At 48.8% G+C, this 18,854-nt stretch carries 16 protein-coding genes; 7 read left to right on the forward strand and 9 right to left on the reverse strand.

The features are described 5' to 3' along the window. Positions 1-3 precede the first annotated feature (3 nt). On the forward strand, positions 4-1,824 hold the full coding sequence (locus AB1L17_RS12270) for a sensor histidine kinase (protein WP_412844982.1): 1,821 nt from the start codon (positions 4-6) through the stop codon (positions 1,822-1,824). Here the strand turns inward: AB1L17_RS12270 and AB1L17_RS12275 are convergent. Together AB1L17_RS12275 and AB1L17_RS12280 are read right to left on the reverse strand one after the other, a co-directional pair. Then, positions 1,821-2,621 carry an alpha/beta hydrolase family protein gene (locus AB1L17_RS12275; protein ID WP_412845152.1) on the reverse strand — a complete coding sequence of 267 codons (801 nt, stop codon included), beginning with the start codon at positions 2,619-2,621 and terminating at the stop codon, positions 1,821-1,823. The two genes, AB1L17_RS12270 and AB1L17_RS12275, sit on opposite strands and share 4 nt — an antisense overlap. Positions 2,622-2,626: 5 nt before the next feature. Continuing rightward, positions 2,627-3,514 carry a LysR family transcriptional regulator gene (locus tag AB1L17_RS12280; protein WP_412844981.1) on the reverse strand — a complete coding sequence of 296 codons (888 nt, stop codon included), beginning with the start codon at positions 3,512-3,514 and terminating at the stop codon, positions 2,627-2,629. 117 nt (positions 3,515-3,631) lie between these two features. On the opposite strand from AB1L17_RS12280, the gene AB1L17_RS12285 reads away from it, so the two are divergent. Then, positions 3,632-4,021: a rhodanese-like domain-containing protein gene (locus AB1L17_RS12285; protein ID WP_412844980.1), complete on the forward strand. Its 390-nt coding sequence runs from the start codon at positions 3,632-3,634 to the stop codon at positions 4,019-4,021. 52 nt (positions 4,022-4,073) lie between these two features. Here AB1L17_RS12285 and AB1L17_RS12290 read toward each other — a convergent pair whose 3' ends face one another. The 5 genes from AB1L17_RS12290 to AB1L17_RS12310 form a co-directional block, all read right to left on the reverse strand. Further along, on the reverse strand, positions 4,074-4,487 hold the full coding sequence (locus AB1L17_RS12290) for a S1 RNA-binding domain-containing protein (RefSeq protein ID WP_173609935.1): 414 nt from the start codon (positions 4,485-4,487) through the stop codon (positions 4,074-4,076). Between the two features lie 127 nt (positions 4,488-4,614). Then, a complete protein-coding gene (locus AB1L17_RS12295) occupies positions 4,615-5,733 on the reverse strand; it encodes an acetate/propionate family kinase (RefSeq protein WP_412844979.1) in 1,119 nt (372 codons plus the stop codon). Between the two features lie 64 nt (positions 5,734-5,797). Then, positions 5,798-6,301: a VanZ family protein gene (locus tag AB1L17_RS12300; protein WP_412844978.1), complete on the reverse strand. Its 504-nt coding sequence runs from the start codon at positions 6,299-6,301 to the stop codon at positions 5,798-5,800. Positions 6,302-6,411: 110 nt separating this feature from the next. Beyond that, positions 6,412-9,660: an efflux RND transporter permease subunit gene (locus tag AB1L17_RS12305; protein WP_412844977.1), complete on the reverse strand. Its 3,249-nt coding sequence runs from the start codon at positions 9,658-9,660 to the stop codon at positions 6,412-6,414. Then, on the reverse strand, positions 9,653-10,900 hold the full coding sequence (locus AB1L17_RS12310; RefSeq protein WP_412844976.1) for an efflux RND transporter periplasmic adaptor subunit: 1,248 nt from the start codon (positions 10,898-10,900) through the stop codon (positions 9,653-9,655). Before AB1L17_RS12310 ends, AB1L17_RS12305 begins: the two co-directional genes overlap by 8 nt. Before the next feature lie 296 nt (positions 10,901-11,196). On the opposite strand from AB1L17_RS12310, the gene tnpB reads away from it, so the two are divergent. The 4 genes from tnpB to AB1L17_RS12330 all read left to right on the forward strand — a co-directional run bounded on the left by tnpB (position 11,197) and on the right by AB1L17_RS12330 (position 14,788). Further along, entirely contained in the window at positions 11,197-12,321 is a 1,125-nt protein-coding gene (gene tnpB / locus AB1L17_RS12315) for an IS200/IS605 family element RNA-guided endonuclease TnpB (protein ID WP_412844975.1), read from the forward strand. Positions 12,322-12,534: 213 nt separating this feature from the next. After that, positions 12,535-13,227 (forward strand): CoA transferase subunit A, encoded by a 693-nt coding sequence (locus tag AB1L17_RS12320; RefSeq protein ID WP_015893185.1) that lies wholly within the window; start codon positions 12,535-12,537, stop codon positions 13,225-13,227. A gap of 45 nt (positions 13,228-13,272) precedes the next feature. Then, positions 13,273-13,929: a CoA transferase subunit B gene (locus tag AB1L17_RS12325; protein WP_412844974.1), complete on the forward strand. Its 657-nt coding sequence runs from the start codon at positions 13,273-13,275 to the stop codon at positions 13,927-13,929. Between the two features lie 178 nt (positions 13,930-14,107). After that, a complete protein-coding gene (locus AB1L17_RS12330; RefSeq protein WP_412844973.1) occupies positions 14,108-14,788 on the forward strand; it encodes an alpha/beta hydrolase in 681 nt (226 codons plus the stop codon). Here AB1L17_RS12330 and AB1L17_RS12335 read toward each other — a convergent pair. Continuing rightward, complete coding sequence (locus tag AB1L17_RS12335; protein ID WP_412844972.1) at positions 14,766-15,998, reverse strand: MFS transporter; 1,233 nt, start codon at positions 15,996-15,998, stop codon at positions 14,766-14,768. The two genes, AB1L17_RS12330 and AB1L17_RS12335, sit on opposite strands and share 23 nt — an antisense overlap. Before the next feature lie 125 nt (positions 15,999-16,123). Between AB1L17_RS12335 and AB1L17_RS12340 the strand changes: the two genes are divergently transcribed. Continuing rightward, positions 16,124-17,017: a LysR family transcriptional regulator gene (locus AB1L17_RS12340; RefSeq protein WP_412844971.1), complete on the forward strand. Its 894-nt coding sequence runs from the start codon at positions 16,124-16,126 to the stop codon at positions 17,015-17,017. 63 nt (positions 17,018-17,080) lie between these two features. On the opposite strand, the gene AB1L17_RS12345 is transcribed toward AB1L17_RS12340, so the two are convergent. Then, complete coding sequence (locus AB1L17_RS12345) at positions 17,081-18,850, reverse strand: DUF4179 domain-containing protein (RefSeq protein WP_412844970.1); 1,770 nt, start codon at positions 18,848-18,850, stop codon at positions 17,081-17,083. Positions 18,851-18,854 lie beyond the last annotated feature (4 nt).

The following is an 18,854-nucleotide window of genomic DNA, read 5'->3' on the forward strand; positions in this document are numbered from 1 at the left end:
GGCATGCCCCTTTTCAGCAATCTTGGATTTCAGAAAAAAATCATGCTCAGCTATCTCGTAATGATGCTTCTCATCGGTTGCGTAACTACCCTGTTCAGCTATCAAATGACGAAGGTCACCTCTGATGAAGTGTATTTGACGCAAAATCTGTTGCCGCAAACGAGCGCCTTGCTGGAGGTCAAAAACCAGATCTACACCAAGACGTATGCACTAAACATGTATACGTTGACACGTGACGAGTCTTACCTTGATCAGTACTATACGAATCTGATTGATACCACTCGTTTTTCCTCGCTTCCCAAAACCGAGGCGAACAGCGGCTTGTTTTCCATTATTGAATCGATATCCAAACTGGACTTTATCTTTTTGAACAAAATCAATCCGCTGCTACAAGCAGGAAATGTTCCAGCCGTCAGCTATGTACTTACCAATGAAGTCCAGCCATTACTCGACCGTTTGGAGCGAGACCTCTCGTTTTCACTCAATCAGCTGGAGTATCAGACGAACAAAGAGTTTCAGAATTCGAACGAGAGCATCAAGGTTTCACTGATCCTGACGTATTCGGTTTCGGTTGCTTCTATCTTGTTTGGGTTATTCTGCACGTTTTACTTCCGCAATGAGCTGTTGCGTCCGATTCAGTCTTTGATGCAACAAGCGCGTGAAGTATCCAAGGGGACATTCGGTCAGCAAATCGTCTATACCCATCAGGACGAATTCCTTGAGTTGGCGCAGGAGTTCAACAAAATGTCGAGCAGCATTGCCAATCTGTTCGAACAAGATAAAATACAGCGGCAAATTTTGACCGAAGAAAAAAACATCCGGGAGCAAATCTTAAACTCCCTGCCTGTCGGCATTATCACCCATTCTCATGCGACAGTAGGTCTTCATGTAAACCAGCTGGCACAGAAATTAGTCAAGCTCGACGATCAGGGCTATCCGGTGTCCAAGGATTCCTTAGAAGCACCTACATGCAATGAGCCGACTCCCTGGTTCGTCAATCGCAAAATGACCTTGTACAAAAAAGACGACACGCCATTCATTGCCCTGGTGTCGTACATCCCCCTGCACAATCATCACCACGATCAGGAAACAGGGTGGATGGTCGCCTTCTTGGATATTACGGAGCAAGAGCAGATTCAAGATTACTTGAACCAATCCGAGAAGCTGGCCATGGTCGGTCAATTGGCAGCGGGAGCAGCTCATGAGATTCGCAATCCGCTTACGGTCATCTATGGCTTTATCCAGCTATTGGAGCAGCGGTTATCGAATCAAGAGCGCGATTTGTACTACTTGCCCTTGATCTTGCAGGAAATTGAGCGGGTCAACCGTATCGTGACGGAATTATTGATGCTCTCCAAGCCGTCCAAGCCTGATTATCGGGAGGTTGCACTAGCCGGTGTCATTCATTCGATTCTTCCGTTGATGAATGCCGAGGCGATGCTGCACGGCATTCAAATCGTGGACCGCTGCGATCCTGGCATTCGCATTCACGTCGATGTCGAGCAATTAAAGCAAATCTTGCTAAATTTAATGAAAAACAGTATTGAAGCCATGAAGGACGGCGGCGTTCTGTCCATCGAAAGCCGCCTGGACGATCAAGCTGTCCACATTCACGTACAGGATACGGGTGAAGGGATTTCCCAAGAGTATCTCGTGCGTATATTCGACCCGTTCTTCTCCTTAAAAGAGGATGGAACAGGTCTGGGACTGCCGATTTCGCGCCGAATGGTCGAAAACCACGGCGGTGAGCTGCACGTCAACAGTAAGCTTGGGAACGGAACAGAAATCATCATCACTCTGCCGCTGACACCCAAAGTAGATTAGGCTTGTGCATCCAGCCAAGCGAACATCTTGCGCGTATACGTCTCAATATCTTCCCCGACAAACAGATGGCTGGCCCCTTGCGCCAGCCATTTTTCATGCGGTTTGCCAGCCAGCTTCAGCGCATCAGCTAATTTATGCGCATGCTCCACTCCGACATTTTCGTCTTCCATCCCATGGATGATGAGCACAGGACAAGAAATCTCGTCAATCCGGTACAAAGGCGTCCGATAACGATAGTCCTCCTCCTGCTTGCGCGGGTGACCGATGATTCTGCGCAGCATCCGTCTTAGATCAACCCGTTCCTCGTACGTCAAAAACATGTCGCTGACGCCCCCCCAAACGACGCATGACAGCACGCCCTTGCACTCCATAGCAGCGAACAATGCCATGACGCCACCGCGTGAAAACCCATAGACACTGATTCTCCCGCTGTCCACTTTCTCCATCTTGCGGAGCAGCTCGTACGCAGCGAAAACATCATGCCTGTCCGCTCCTCCGAACTCATCCCGCCCTTCTCCGCCTTCGTTGCCACGGTAATGAGGAGCGAGTATTACGTAGCCAAAAGCTGCCATCTGACTGATTCTTTCGGGTCTTACACGTCCTACTCCTTTAATCCCGCCTCGGCAATACAGAAGCGCTGGCAGATTTGCTCCCTCCTGAAAATAGGCTTCTGGTACTGCCAGGGCTGCTTTTACCAGCAAGTCTTGACTGTAGTAGCTGACAGTATAGAGCCGCACTCCTGAAATAACTGTCTCCTCAGGTGTACATGCGACAAATGGTGAAATATCTAGCTGCATCCTGCTCACGATTCCTCTCTCTTTGATCTCGTGATCGTATCCACAAGCGACACCATCGAAGGTGATAGCCATTTCTTTTTATGATAAACAAGCTGAATGGAAAAAGGCGGCTTATCCGATTGAAACGGAATGGCGGTGAGTACCCCTTCTGCCAGCTCTCTCTTTACTGCCATCAACGGCAACAATGCCACTCCCAACCCACAGCGTACGCATTGCTTAATGGCTTCCGGATTGCTGAACTGGCAGGCGATCCGATGGGTCATTCCCATCTCTCCAAACGCCGCAAGCAGCATTCCCCGATATGTGCAGCCTTCCTCGGTCAATACAAGGGGCTCTCTGTCCAAATCGTGGACAGTAACCGTAGCAGCTCGGGCGAATCGATGCTCTGGTGGCATGATGATCACCAGTTCTTCCTCGCGAATGACGTGGGTAACTAGCTCAGGGTCTGCACAGGGCCTATCGAAAATGACCCCCATGTCGAGATAGCCATCCCTGATCTGCTGCACAATTTCTGCTCCCCCTGCCGTACGTAATACCAAATCAACCTGAGGGAATTCCTGACAAAAAGCCTGCAAATAAGGAGGCAAAAAGAATGCAGCCAATGTATCAATGGTTCCAATCGTAATCGGACCCGTTGCCTGTTGCTTGATTACTTCTTTAGACTCCCCATAAAGACGAATCAATTCTCGGGCGTATGGCAGCAGAGCCTCACCTGCCTGGGTCAACCGCAGCTTGCGTCCGTATCTTTCAAATAACGGTGCGCCATATGACTGCTCCAGCTTTTGCATTTGGGCGGTAACTGTCGGCTGAGCATATCCTAGCTCCTCCGCCGCTCGCGTAAAGCTCCCGTATCGTGCAACTTCACGAAACGTATGTAAGTAGACAAGCTCCATCCGGTCCCCTCCCATAGAAATTAGTAATGGTAATCATCAATTAGTATAGATAACTGTAATCATTAGTTCAATGCTATGCTGTAAACAACCCAATCACCATACGTAAGGAGAATGTCTATGTCAATCGTTCTGCAAACACCAGCTGCCCCACCAGAAATAGCCGAGCGTCATTTCCTCGCCAAGCTCTCACTCGAAACCGATGTGTCTGACGTATGGAATGACCTGCAAAACAAGGTATCGGGATTCTGTATCCTTGATGTCCGCAGTGAAAAAGCGTATCGGGACGGGCACGTTCCGGGCGCCCTGCATCTTCCTCATTCCCTGATTTCCACGGAAACGACGGCTGCGCTCGATCGAACCAAGCTCTTGGTCGTTTACTGCTGGGGCCCCGCCTGCAATGGAGCCGCAAAGGCTTGCGCCAAACTGGCCGCTCTCGGCTTTCAAGTAAAAGAGATGCTCGGCGGGATTGAGTATTGGGAAAAAGAAGGAAATCCTCTGGAACACTAGACGCAAAAAAGGACGGGAGCAAGGTCCCGTCCTTCTTACGTTATCGCAAGGCTTAGTAGCCGCGTTTTGCGTTCTTTTTGTTGATTGTCGCAAGGTTCTCTTCGCTGTGCTTCAACCATTTTTTCATCTTATCTTCGAAAGAAGCTCCGCTTTCTCGTTTTGCATTCCCTCCGCGGTCGCCTCCACGATATCCACCACCACGGCGCTCTTCACGTTCCGGACGCTCAGGCGCTGGGAGTGCTGCGCGAACCGAAAGCGAGATTTTACCTGCATCATCAATGGAGAGTACTTTTACCTTTACTTGTGCCCCCACGGTAAAGTGATCATTGATATCCTTAACAAAACCGTTTGCTACTTGGGAAATGTGGACCAGCCCCTGCTCGGTTTCGCTGACTGCTACGAACATCCCAAACGGTTTAATCGCTGTCACTTTTCCTTCGATGATGCTTCCCACTTGTACTGCCATCCAGTTTGCACTCCTTTTATTTTTTCAGAAAAATGGTGAGAACCTCAAACCAGAAGCCTCATTCTCTTAGTATAGCAGAGAAATTCCAATACTGAAAAGCCTATTCTTTCTAGGTGCATACTCTAAACTATTTATGGCCCAGTTCGAATGCATCCATCGCCATAACGAGCTCTTCATTCGTCGGGATGACCATAACTTTCACTGGAGAGTACTTCGTGCTAATGAATGCCTCACCTTTGCTTGTGCGATTTACCTCACGATCAAGGTTGACCCCGGCAAATTCCAGACCTGCGCAAACCAGTTCTCGTACGGCAGCACTATTTTCGCCAACACCTGCTGTAAAGATAATGCCGTCGACTCCGTTCAGTCGAGCGAGGTACAGCCCAACATGCTTATGCAGAATCGTGGTAAACAATTCCAGCGCAAGCTTACTGCGGTGATGCCCCTCTTCAGCTTTTTTCATAACGTCGCGCAAGTCATTGGATACGCCAGATACGCCCATCAGCCCGCTCTTGTTATTCAAAATTTTAATAGCGCCAGCCGTGTCGGTCTTTTCAATTTCCTCAATGTACGGGATGATCCCTGGATCAATGTTTCCGCTGCGGGTACCCATTGACAACCCTGCCAATGGCGTCATTCCCATCGACGTATCGAACGATTCACCGTTTCGAATCGCAGTAATACTTACCCCGCTACCAATATGGCAGCTGATTAGACGAAGCTGCTCTTTCGGGCGACCCATCATTTCTGCTGCGCGTCCCATTACATAACGGTGAGACGTTCCATGAAAACCGTATTTGCGAATCCCGTATTCCTCGTAGTACTCATAAGGCAGCGCGTACAAATAAGAGGATGGTGGCATCGTCTGGTGAAACGCTGTATCGAAGACAGCCACATGAACCAGATCAGGGAACAGACTTTGAGCAACTTCAATACCGGTCAGGTTGATAGGGTTGTGAAGCGGGGCAAAACGAGACAGGTTACGAATTTGATCTTTTACTTGGTCATCTACAACAACGGACTGCTTGAAGGCTTCCCCGCCATGTACAACACGATGGGAAACGATATCTATCGAATATTGTTTGAGGGATTCAAACACTCCCCGGATAGTATCTTCATATTGATCACGCTGAATTTGCTCCAAATAGTCATGCGCAATCAAAGTCTTGGAAGGCATTTCATACAGCTTGTACTTAACAGAAGAACTTCCACAGTTGAGTACAAGGACATTCTTTTTTTCTAACACGATTTAATCCACTCTCCAATCATTCATTCACAGCCTTCTCTCCCTCATAGGATGGATAGGCTCCCTACATTTTATAACGATATGCTCTTCGTGAATACAGGTAATTGAGAGCAATTATCAACAACATCGTGACAGATCCGGATGCATCTAGCAAAACATCTTGAACCATTCCGGTTCGATCTGGTGTAAACGTCTGGTGCCATTCGTCCAAAACAGCCGTCATTACACTGCAAAAACCGCTCCATGGCAAGGCTTGCCCAAACGAGAGATGGTGTGAAAACACGCGATACCAGCCAAGAGCCAAGAGGGCAAAGACAACAAAGTGTGTCCCTTTCCGTATGAAAAACTCAATAAACCCAGCTGCTCCTTTTTCTTCCAAGCTGACTTCCTTGCCTGCATACGGAATGGATATATCGCCCATACGATCAAGTAAGCTCTGTTCATCCACCAGCTTGTCTATCGTCCCCCGCATGTCTTGCTTGGCGTACGGCTGTGAAGAAGAAATGAACAACCCCAGCAGGATGGCAACCAAAAACAAGTAATCCCAAACTTTTCGATATCGACGCACGTTTTTGCTTCCCCCTGCTTTCGATTCACTTTCTTATCTTACCATGACGCATACCCTGCTAGTCCGTTACAGCTACGTGAACGATTATACAAAGAAAGACGTCAACCCGTTTAGCGGTTGACGTCTTGTGTGGAAGAGGAAAGAGGCAGAAAGTCTTCTTTTACAGGCACATACTCTCGGGCATTGTGGTCCTTTGCTTCTGCTTGCCCTTTTTTTCGTGTGCGGTCTTGTTCCCGTTGTCTTTCCTTCCTATCGCGGCGACGTACTTGGCCGTTTTCCCACCAAATACGCACATGACGAATGAGGGTCGGTAAAGACATCTCTGAATGGGCAGCCTGTCTTTGCGTTGCAGCGTTCTGCATGCCAGGAAGGAGCACCATTGTAGAAAAAGCACCCATCACGATGCCAAATAACAATACGCTAGCAAAAGACGCAAACGAATCATTCCCAACTCCCAAGCCCCCAGCCAGTGGCAGGCTCGCTATCCCTATGGAAATGTATATTCCTGCTTGATTGGTCATGACGCGTTTGGCCCCTAGCTTGATACCTTCCCACACCCGCTCCTGCTCGGCTTGTGCCTTGTACAGCTCATCCATTGCAAGTAACGTCTGCAGAACAATGACGGCAACAGCAGCAGCCATTCCGTAAAAGCCCATGACGTTCATCGGTCGATCCAACCACAGCAACCCTAGCGCGAAGCCTCCAGACAAAGCTGGCAAGAGAACGAGGGCAAATATTCCATCTCGTGTTCTCCTTTGCAATAGCAAGCTCGCGATTAGCACGATGGCTACCATGGTGCCAACCGTCAGGACCCGGCTGCTCCAATCGACCTTATTGAGCTTTTTCTCCTCCAAATCATTCAGTTCATTGTCATTATATACGGTATAGCCTTCAGGCATCGTCACCTTTTCTTGCATGGTATACGGAATGATATAAGACCACAGCTCAATTCGACTTGGGTCTGAGACGGCGCTGCTTACTTTGAAGACATACAGTCCGTCTTCGCGCTGATAGATAGCTGGTTCGCTGCCGATTGACCAATCTACCAGCTCAGACAAGCGCACTGTGCCTTGTGATGTACGTATCAAAATATTTTTCACCTGATCCGGATAGTCCATCCACCCGTCAGGGAATCGGATGTGAATAGGTACCTGACGATCGTTCCAGTAGACGCTGCCAACCGTTTTTTCCCCTAAATAACTCTCCAGTTGTCGCTTGATCTCCTCTTGGGTAATCCGGTAGCGTGCCAGCATCTCTTGTTTCGGGCGAATGTCGATAAAGGTTCCCTCTGCACCCTCACCGACTCTTTCATCGGTCACAAGTTCACGCCCATCTTTATTCTTCACAGTCTGTTTTTCCATGAATGCCAGAACTTCGTTGGCGATATTCTGCGTCGTTTGCAAGGATGGCCCCATGATCGTCAATACGAGACGAGTTGCCTTTTCTTCATTAATCACCAGTGCAAACGGGTCTGTCTGTGGAATATCTCGCAGCTCTTTGTCCAGTTCTTTTTCCAGCTCCGAGATTGATCGCGTCCGATCGTATTTGTCTACGAGCAGGAGTTGAAACGTCAGCTTTTCTTCGGATGCAATCGTGTATACATCTCGGACTTCCGCAATGGCGAGCAAACGCTCCTCGGCTATTTGTGCTGCCCGCATGGCCTCATCGATGCTGCTTCCCTGTACCATTGGCAAAGACAGCGACTTGTCCACATAATCAAGCTTGGCATACGGATCGACAAGAATAAACGACTTGAGCAAAAAGACAAACACAATCGATGCAACCAGTGTGATTCCATAGGGCAAGTACCCAAGCTCCACTAGACGTTCCCAGCGAGTTTGAAAGTAAGTTGCCACTTTATTGGAGGTACGTGGCATTTGCTTCTCTACTCGTTCGGAAGCTTCCAGCCACGATCCTGTCAGTACCGGCATGATAAATCCATAGACAAGAATAAGAGCAAAAGTCCCCAGCAAAAGAACAGGCCAAGCATCGTACAAGACAACCTTTTCTTCTGCCTTGAGAAAATCAGTGAAAACGACACCCGTCCAACAAGCTGCCACTACGACAACCGTAAGCAAAAACGGCTTCATCAGACTCCATGCCACTTGCAAACAACGGACAAACGAGTACGAGGGCAATTGAGAAAACTGATGAAACAGTGCAGAGCCTGCTCCTGTGAACAAGAGCGAAAACAATATGAGTGGACCAAGCGTGGAGAGTGACAACGGGATTCCCGAGAGCCACATGCCCCCAAGGACACTGCCGACTGCAAGAACGTTCGCCAAAAGCGCGAGTAAAGCCCCTGCCAAAGACTTCCGGGTCAGGTACAAACAGAGCGAGCTAATGATAGCCGTCAGAACAGCCAGCGCTCCAAGCTGTCTTACTGCCACTGTGATTGTCTGTGCGTCGTCACGAAACAAATCGAGCCTGTACTTGCCGCCTGAAGCCTGATTCAGCTCCTCGACCGCTTCATGTACGTGATTGCTGATCACAGGCAATTGCCCGACATCTGCTGCATACACAGTGATTCCTAATGCAGGAGAGCCTTGATACATCCCGATTTGTTCGCCTTTACTTCCGCGTCGATCACGAATGTCAGCCAACATATTTAGAGGCACGTATCCTTTATCGGTGGAGATCAATTGCTTCCCAAGCCCTTGCAGCCCTTCCGATTTACTCGTCCATTGAAAAATGGTTCGATCTGCCTCTGCTCCAACAGAGCCTACCTCTTCCCCAACCACATCTGTCGGTAGCTGCGACAGAACATCGGCAGGTGTTAGCCCGTAGGCGAGTAGCATGGACGGTCGGAAAATGATATCTACCTGTTCCCGCAAAGCTTGCTTGTCGATTTCGATGCGAGCGATTCCCGGCAGGTTGATCAGTTTGTCATAGACGGTATTTTGAGCAATATCAGACAAGGTCTGCAAATCAGTACCGTACAGGACGTAAAAGCCAATTTTGCTATCCGCCAGATTGCTTTGGCTGACACTGTACTCCTTTACTGGCAGCTGCTTCGTTACTTCTCCCAGCTTCTTTTCCAATCGCTCCTTGTAATCCGACCCGATTCGTTCCGATGTTTTTACGGTGATGGTCGCTGACCCCGTCCGGGATTCAGAAGTCATCGTAAGCGTACTGCCTAACGCTCGGACGGCTTCCTCTACTTTTCTCGTGACTGATTCGTCCACTTCCGCAGAGGAGAGCTTGGGTACGGTGAGATTAATGCTATATTCCGGCACAGATCGATCAGGGAACGTCTTGATATCCAGCCTGAACCATGCCCCTATCGCCAGTAGACAGCAAATAACCGCCAGGATGCGGGCAAAGGAGGGGATAATGGATACAAATGTCTTGTTATTCATCCGCCACCTTCACCGCCTCACCATCCACTACATAGGACAAGCCTGCAGCAACAATCTGGTCACCAGGCACTAGACCTTCCACTACCTCATAGAAGGTTCCTTGCAATGCTCCCACTTTGACAAACGTCTTTTCAACTGTATGTTCATTGATTTTCATGACGAAATATTCCTCATCAGAGACACCGATGCTGCTAACGGGAACCAGCGCAACATTTGACGCAGGCAGCGGATACTGAGCAGTAACGGTCATGCCGCCCTTCCACGCTACATTTTTGCCGTCTACCGTCACCTCTACTGGATAAGACCCCAAACTGGTATCCATAACAGGCGAGACAAACGTCACTTTTCCTTCAGCTTCAGTGCCGTCTGGAGCTTTCACCTTTACCACTTTACCTGCCTGCCAATGGGAGATTTGCTCCCTTTCTACCTGCAGCTTGACTAGCCAGGAGCTCGTATCGACCATCCGAATGACTTCTGTCCCAGGGCCAGCTTGCTCCGACTCTGTCTTGGAAATCGCTGCGACCACCCCTGTAAACGGAGCCTTTATCACTGCATCAGCGGCTTCCTGCTTCGCGCGGCTCAATTGTACATTTGCTTGCTGGATGCTTGCATTCGCTTCTTCGATATCCAGTGGATCGGCGCCCTTCAGCAAGTTGTTGTATGCGACTTGCTCTTCTTCCAGACTCAGCTTGGCCTGTCGCAGCGCCGAAGTCAGCTTGTCTTTGTCATCTTTCGAGATGGCTCCATTCGCATACAGAATCTCCGCTTTTGCGAGCTCCTGCTCCGCTTTTTGCGCCAGTTCACTTGCTTTTTCTACTTGCAGCTTCTGCGTCTGCAACTCATGGCTCTCCGGTCCCTTGGAGGCCTTCTCTCGCTTGATCGTAGCACTTGCTACTTGTCCCTGGGCCGCACTAATTCCGTGCTGCAGGGCCGTACCATCCAAGGTTGCCAACGTTTGCCCCGCCTTGACAGTGGCTCCTTTTTCAACGAGAATGCTGGCGATTTTCCCGGAAGCCCCAAACGACAGGGCCAGCTCCTGACGCGGTGCTACTACACCTGCAACTTCCATCAGTCGCTCATCCTGGCCTTGCTCCACCGTATACGCATTCACGGTTTTCACCTTGATCACGGTTTCTTCTTTCGTTCGCTTCAGACTTTCAATATTCTCATTCAGCTTTTCGCACCCTACGAGTAGCAGGACCACGACCGAGAGACCCATCCATTTTTTCTTATTTATCATTCCTGAACCCCACATTTCGCCCTAAATCTTCCTGTTATGACAAAGAATCGATAATCATTGACAAAATATATTTTACAGAAAAACATGGTATAATTGTACTACTTTTCTGTCATTTTACATTATTTTTTATCATAACAGTCGAGAAGACTCCCACTTCTAAGCCTTGCATAGCCTGGCGAAAGTGGGGGGTGAATCGGCACTGTGAAGAAAGGGGTGTTGCTTTTTCAGTACTTCTTGCAGCTTTTGTAGAACGTATGTTCTTTTTGTGGTAAACTCTTCATGGGAGGAGGTGAATCATGATGCTCCGTAAAAAAGCGTTCCAATTTCGCATTTTTCCCAATCAGGAACAAGCCGTACTCATCGCGAAAACATTAGGTTGCAGTCGCTTTGTCTTCAATCGATTTCTTGCACGTTGGAACGAAACCTACAAACGAACGGGTAAAGGGTTATCCTACCATTCCTGTGCAGTTCAACTGCCACAGTTAAAAAAGGAACTAACCTGGCTCCAAGAAGTAGATAGCACCGCCATTCAATCCTCCCTTCAAAACCTCGCAGATGCATTCACAAGATTTTTCAAAAAACAAAATGAAGCGCCGTGTTACAAAAGCAAGAAAAATAAAGTCCAGTCTTTTACGACGAAACATACGAATGGAAACATCAGGATCGATGGTAACCAAATCAAACTACCGAAGCTTGGCTGGGTGAAATTCGCAAAATCCAGAGAAGTAGAAGGTCGGATTCTAAACGTCACAGTGCGAAGGAATCCTACTGGGAAATATTTTGTTTCCGTCCTTTGTGAAGTCCCTTACTCTTCGTATGTTCCCGTGGATAAAAAGAAAACCATTGGGATCGACTTGGGGCTCAAAGATTTTGCAACGTTTTCCACCGGGGAAAAGATAGGCAATCCCAAGTACCTTCGATTGTATGAAAAGAAACTTGTTCAGTGGCAAAGGATGCTCTCACGCAGGCAAAAAAGCGGGAAAAATTACGAAAAAGCGAGAAGGAAAGTAGCCATCTTGCATGAAAAAGTAACCAACACCCGAAATGACTTCTTACATAAACTGTCCACCAGACTGATTCGCGAAAACAAAGTGATCTGTTTGGAGGATTTGCAAGTGAATCACCTGATCAAGAATCACAAATTGGCCAAAAGTATTGCTGATGCGTCATGGTCCACTTTTCGTACCATGCTGGTCTACAAAGCCGAATGGTATGGAAGAACGCTGTCTTTTGTCGGTAAACAGTTTCCTTCCAGCCAACTGTGCTCCACTCCCAACTGCGGAAACCGCAACAAAGATGTAAAGAACTTGAATTTACGAGAATGGACATGTTCTAACTGTGCGACACTACATGACCGTGACGAGAATGCCGCGATCAATATAAAGCATGAAGGACTTCGCTTGTTGTGTGAAACAACTTAACTGTCGGGACGACAGGGATAGCTTGGTGCATTTCACCTCAGTAGAGGTGACTACCCAAGAATCCCCCACCTCTAAACATGAGCGAAGGTGGAGGGAGTGTTCAAAATCCAAATGTCTCGTCACTTGTTTGTAACTCGTATCTTGTATGATAAGAGTGTTAGCGCTTACACATTTACAAACATTCTTTATTTTTTCATGGTGGGAGTGATCTTCATGGCCAAAATCTACACTTCTTACACGGACATCGTGGCTGATATCCACGATGGGGCCACTTTATTAGTGGGTGGCTTCGGTCTGGTAGGAATTCCAGAGAATCTGATTATCGCCTTGCGTGACAAGGCAGTGAAAAACCTGACAGTTGTCTCTAACAACTGTGGTGTCGACGATTGGGGACTCGGTCTTCTTTTACGCGAAAAGCAAATCAAAAAAATGGTCTCCTCTTATGTGGGAGAAAATAAGGAATTCGAACGTCAATTTCTGTCGGGTGAGCTCGAAGTCGAATTGACGCCACAAGGAACGCTCGCAGAGAGAATTCGCGCCGGCGGAGCTGGTATTCCAGCATTCTATACCCCAGCTGGAGTCGGTACACCCATCGCCGAAGGACGGGAAACTCGCGACTTCGCGGGGAAAGAGTACTTGCTCGAGTATGGCATCACAGGTGATTTCGCACTCATCAAGGCGTGGAAGGCAGACAAGATGGGCAATCTCGTCTTCCGAAAAACAGCGCAAAACTTCAATCCGATGATGGCAGCAGCCGGAAAAATCACCATCGTCGAGGTGGAAGAAATCGTGGAGACAGGTGAGCTCGATCCCGAACATATTCACACACCAAGTGTCTATGTGCAACGAGTGATACAGGCTCCTTCATTCGAAAAACGCATCGAGCGACGCACAGTCCGCTCATAAACAGCCACAGAGAGAAACGGATTACATTCAAGGGAGGAAACATAGATGTCACTTTCACGTGAGCAAATCGCCACTCGTGCCGCCAGGGAAATAGAAGATGGCTTTTACGTAAACCTGGGGATCGGGATGCCCACGCTCGTCGCCAACTACATCCCGGAAGGAAAAACGGTCGTGCTGCAATCCGAAAACGGCTTGCTCGGAATCGGTCCATACCCGACTGAGGAAGACCTCGATCCTGATCTGATCAACGCGGGAAAGGAAACCGTTACTGCTATTCCAGGTGCGGCCTACTTCTCCAGTGCTGAATCGTTTGCGATGATTCGCGGCGGCCATATTGACCTCGCTATTTTGGGAGCGATGGAGGTTTCCGCTGCGGGCGATCTCGCGAACTGGATGATCCCTGGCAAAATGGTCAAGGGCATGGGCGGTGCGATGGATCTCGTTCACGGCGCGAAAAAAATCGTCGTCATCATGGATCATGTGAACAAGCATGGTGAGACGAAAATTTTGAATGAATGCGCCCTTCCACTTACTGGAAAGAAGGTTGTCAACCGCATCATAACGGATCGAGCTGTCATGGACGTAACGCCAGACGGGCTCGTCCTCGTCGAAGTGGCAGAAGGCTACACAGCAGAAGACATTCAAGCCTGCACGCAACCGACGCTCATTGTTTCTCCGGAACTCAAAACGATTGGGCTGTAACCTATTTTTCTGGTACAGACATCCGTTAGTAGAGAAGCGACTTCATCGCAGCTGCATGAAGTCGCTTTTTCATTTTCCAATTGTTGCTAGCACACTTGTGCTGTCGCTTCCCTCTCCCCTTTTCGTATATAATATGATGGTCAAACAAATTTCCCAGTATCTGAGAGGAAGAGATTCCATGTCAGGAACAGTCGGTTGCTTACTCATCCATGGATTCGCCGGAGACATCAACGACATACTCCCACTCGCCAAAAAGCTCCGCGAGGCTGGCTATCAGGTGGAATGCCCTACCTTGGAGGGACATGGGACTACTCGTCGTCACATGGCAAAAAGCACCCGCCACGACTGGCTCCGCTCGGCAGAGGAAGGCTACAAGCGCCTGGCCATGCGCGCCGACACGATCGTGGTCATTGGATTTTCCATGGGGGGACTGCTCGCCTTTCACTTGACGACCAAATACTCCGTCGCCCTGCTTATTACCATCAACACCCCTTATAAATATTGGGATGTCAAAGAAGCGATGCATTATTTGCGCGAGGATTTCCCTACTCACTCCAAACGTTACATTCATGGTATTGGCCGAATTCCTTTTAGCAGCATGCTGCAGTTTCGTCGGCTGTTGGCAGAAACAAAGCCGCTTCTATCCAAAATTACGACGCCATATGTTTTGCTGCAAGCAAAGCGGGACGATACTGTCCACGCCGTGAGTGCACAAATACTCGCGACCAGTGTGGATGAAGCAGCTTCCCCGCACATTTCTTGGTACGAGAATTCCAACCATATGCTGCTGCACGGACCTGACAAAGAGGCTGCGATTGCCCACGTTATGGCCACGATCAAGAGACGTTTTCCATCTTGATCAGCTTCGGCCGGCCCAACCAGGCAAGTGCAAGCATAAGCAGCACACTAGCAATTCCGATGTACATCACACTCAGTCCTACATGTTCATCCAGCCAAAAGGCAAGGAGCGGCCCCAACGCCGCGCCCAGATCGCTCACGACTGAATATTGTGTCATCAATGCCTGGCTGTTGGCCTGTCTCGCTGCTACATCTGCCGCGAGTGTATCCAGCAAGGTCGTGATAATCGTCGCAGTCAACTGAATGCCAAATAGAATGGCAAACCATATCACAAGCGCAGTCGTTCCTTGCAGTGGAGTCATTCCCTGCAACCCGGCAAACAGAACAGCAGCGACCAGTAAAGTCACGATGAACATTTTCGTCCTGCCATGCTTGTCAGACCATTGACCAACCAACGGGGCAGCCCACGGTTCCCATCCCCAGCGTATGCCTTGTACCAGACTCGCAATCACCGCTGCCCCCAACACGATTCCGCCGACCACAATAAATGGATCGCGCACTTCGATTACTCTGCTTAACGTAGAGGTAAATATCCCTTGGTACACCATCGTGACGAGTAGTGCCGTAATCATCATCATAAGCACCGCTCCCTGATTCCACATACGTTTTCTTGTTTCCATCCGCTTCACGCCTGTCTGATCCTGACTGGTAAAGGAAGGACGTATATAGCGAAAAACGAGAATCGCTGCAAACAAGGGTGGCACCGCGAGAGCAATGGAAGCAACAGACAGCCCGTACCAAGACACCAGAAGCGCTCCGACCAGCATACCCCCGAGGCTCCCTAATCGATACAAGCCGTTGTACAAGCCCATGAGCTGTCCTCGATTGTACTCATCAGAAACGGTCACGATCAAGGAATACGCACCTAGTCTTAAAAATGTCCAGGCCACTCCCCACAAGCATCGCATCACCAGCCACAGCCAAAAGCCTTGCAAGCTGTACGCGAGGGTCGTCATACAAGCCAATGAAACGGCCACAAGCAAGCCTGTACGTCCTCCCGAGCGCTCATACCATTTTCCTACGAGAGGTCCGAGTGGTACAAGGATGAAGCGATTCACCGCCAGCAATACCCCTACTTCCCACAACGAAGTTAACCCCGCTTCCTTCCAGAAAAGAGGAAGCACCACGTACAGCATAGAATCTCCTACCATACATAATGCCGTCACCAGTGCGACAGCTACGACCTGTGTCTTGCCACTGACTTCTCGCATCTCCCTATCCTTCTCTCTACTCGTTTTTTCGTCTTTATGCGTTCTACCATACGATCAGACACTCATCATTTCTAATACATCTTTATCTACAACTCATAAATAAAAGTTATGAATCGAGGTACTGGATGAACCTGCATGCACTCCGTATTTTTGTAGAAGTAGCCTCCCGAGGTAGTGTCACCGAAGCAGCAATCGCACTCTCGATCAGTCAACCTGCCGTCAGTGCCCAAATCCGCAAGCTCGAAAACGAGTTGGGCATGACTTTGATAATCCCGGATGGTCGCGGTATCTCTCTCACCTATGAGGGACGCTTTCTCTATGAAAAAGCACGCCGTATTTACGACTGGGAGCGTGAAATCGAAACACAGCTGACAGAATTCAAGCAAGGCAGGAAGGGACGGTTGCGGATTGCTTCTACGTTCCTCCCCTCCCATTACCTCGTGCCTCAGTGGCTGGCTCAGTACAAGCGCTACCATGATGGAGTCGATGTGGAAATTCGCACGCGCAATTCTCAGCAATCGATTGAGCTGCTTCTCAGTTGCGAGGTCGACGTGGCCGTCATTATCAAGGAATCGTGGGATGAGCTGCCCATTAAGCGACTCCATTTGATGGATGTACCCTATTGGTTTATTTTGCCTGCCCATCATCCGCTTGTCGGAACCGAGATCAGTATGGAACAGCTCGTGGAGGAGCCGTTTCTGTTACGGGAGCAAGGCAGTTCGACCCGGGATTGGCTCTTTGCTCTTTGTAGCGAGCATGGCGTCAAGCGTCCGCGGGTCGGACTGCAATACCACGGCTTGGTCGAATCCATCCAATCTGTTCGGGCTGGATATGGAACGATGCTGGCACCTGCTGTGGCAGTCCGAGAAATGGTCGAGCATGGAGAGATTGGTCGCGTACGGGTGCCTGGGGTCGATATCAAGCGCCCCGTTTACGTCTGTACCCGAGATGATGACACCGACCAACGACCTGTTGTTGCGCAGTTTCTTGATTTGCTAAAGCGAGAGAGGTTTGGGTGAAAAAAATGGGAGGTCTCACCGTCGTTTTCCCGACAAATGAGACACTCCCATTTTACTACCATGCTAGTTTTTTGGTTGCAGGGGTACTTCCCAGCTTACATTTGGCTGTACCTCCCGCTTATAGGCGTAATTGATCGTCAGTTCCTTAATTGGTTTGTCGCTCTTCACTTCAACTGGTTCTCCATTTTCCATTTTGTATGCCACTGTACTCATGTAGAGTTTACCGTCCAACTCGATCGTTCCATTTGCATCCTTGTTCTGTTCCCCTTTGAAATCCATTCTTCGTTTTGCTCCATGCTCGTCTACAGCACCCCAGCCTTGAACCATTACAACCCCTGTGCCGAGTGTACCCTTGATATCGACGGCGATTTGATCCTCTCCCCGCTCGTCCTTCTCGATTTCCGCGTTACTGAATGTAAGGATAGCGCCATCCTTTTCTACCGTAACCGGGTTCTTTTCCAGTGTATCCAATGCGAGCTTCGGTGTCTCGAAAGCTGCTTTCTCCATCTTATTGATCCCCTCTAGCTTCAGCGTATACTTTTGATCCGAGCTCATATAGTCGAACGTATCAATGAACGTGCTTTTGTCTTTGGTGTTGTATTGAACGTAAGATAGTCCATCGATTACGTTCCATCCGCTATGAGAACCGTTCTCCTTTTCATTGTAAAAGCCCGTATCGTCCGCCACGGCTACAACAGATCCCTTTTCGTCGACAATCTGGTAGTTGAAGCTGTCTCGATTCCAGCCGCCTTTGATGTTCGTTTCCGTGATGATTTGTGTTCCGCTTGGTGCAAACTTCAACTCCTTTACATGAAGCTTAACGCCTCCTGGGCTGGTGTATTGCTGATCGATCTCCACCTTTTTCGTAGCGGCTTTTGCTTTCTTCATATTCACAGGAATCTCCAGCTTCCAGTTTCCTTTGATGCTTTCTTCGGTTTGTGCTTCTCTTGAGAATGTATAAATCTCATTAATATTGATTTCTACTACCAATTCATCTGGCAGAGGATACTCATCATTGAAAAAGCTGCTTAACTCTCGCTCAAGTACCTGGTAGTCACCATAAGAGCCGTGATACCAGTTTTCGCTTTCTTGCTTAGGATCGCCCTCTTTTGTCGCAGCATCCCCTTCGCCATATTGCACGTAAAATGCCTTTAATGCTTCGCCTGTTTTGTTTTTCACAGTAAAATCGCCATTCCACCTTACAGAATCTTTCATGGGCTTACCATCCTTGCCCTTCACTTGACCTGCAATCATGATTCGCAATGGATCAGCCAGAACCTCCTTGATTTCAATGGTGATTCCTTGATCCGTAACAGACAGGTTGAGCGGTTGTACATAGCCGTTCTTGGCTGCTTCTAGTGCACCACGATCCATTTCTTTTATCGTAGAAATGATACTTTCGCTCGTATTGACGCCTACATCTGCGACGCTGTATCCGTACAGACCGCCTACATAAGTGGCAAATGTCGGTGAAACGCTTGTCCCCAGCGCTACCACTGCGGCAATACTCGCTACGGCTAGTGCTGATTTTTTCATAATATCGATACCCCTTTCTTTCCATCCTATTTGTAGTGGTGCTTTATCCATTGTTTTTTTCTTCAAGATACCCAGCGGATAGTCAGGAAGCTTCTCTATGATTTTTCTGGAAACAGGATTCGTCCGCAGCTCTTCTTCCACCTCTGCGTCTGCCTGATAAATCTCCAGCACGATGCTGTCTAATGCACGTTGGCATGGAAGGCAATCTTCCAAATGATCTTCCAATTCGTTGCGCTCATGTTCAGCCAGTTTGTCTTCCAGATATGCAGCTAGTTGTTTCGTTCTCGGACAACTCATAGAT

The organism is Brevibacillus jepli, from assembly GCF_047229145.1.
Lineage (GTDB): Bacteria > Bacillota > Bacilli > Brevibacillales > Brevibacillaceae > Brevibacillus.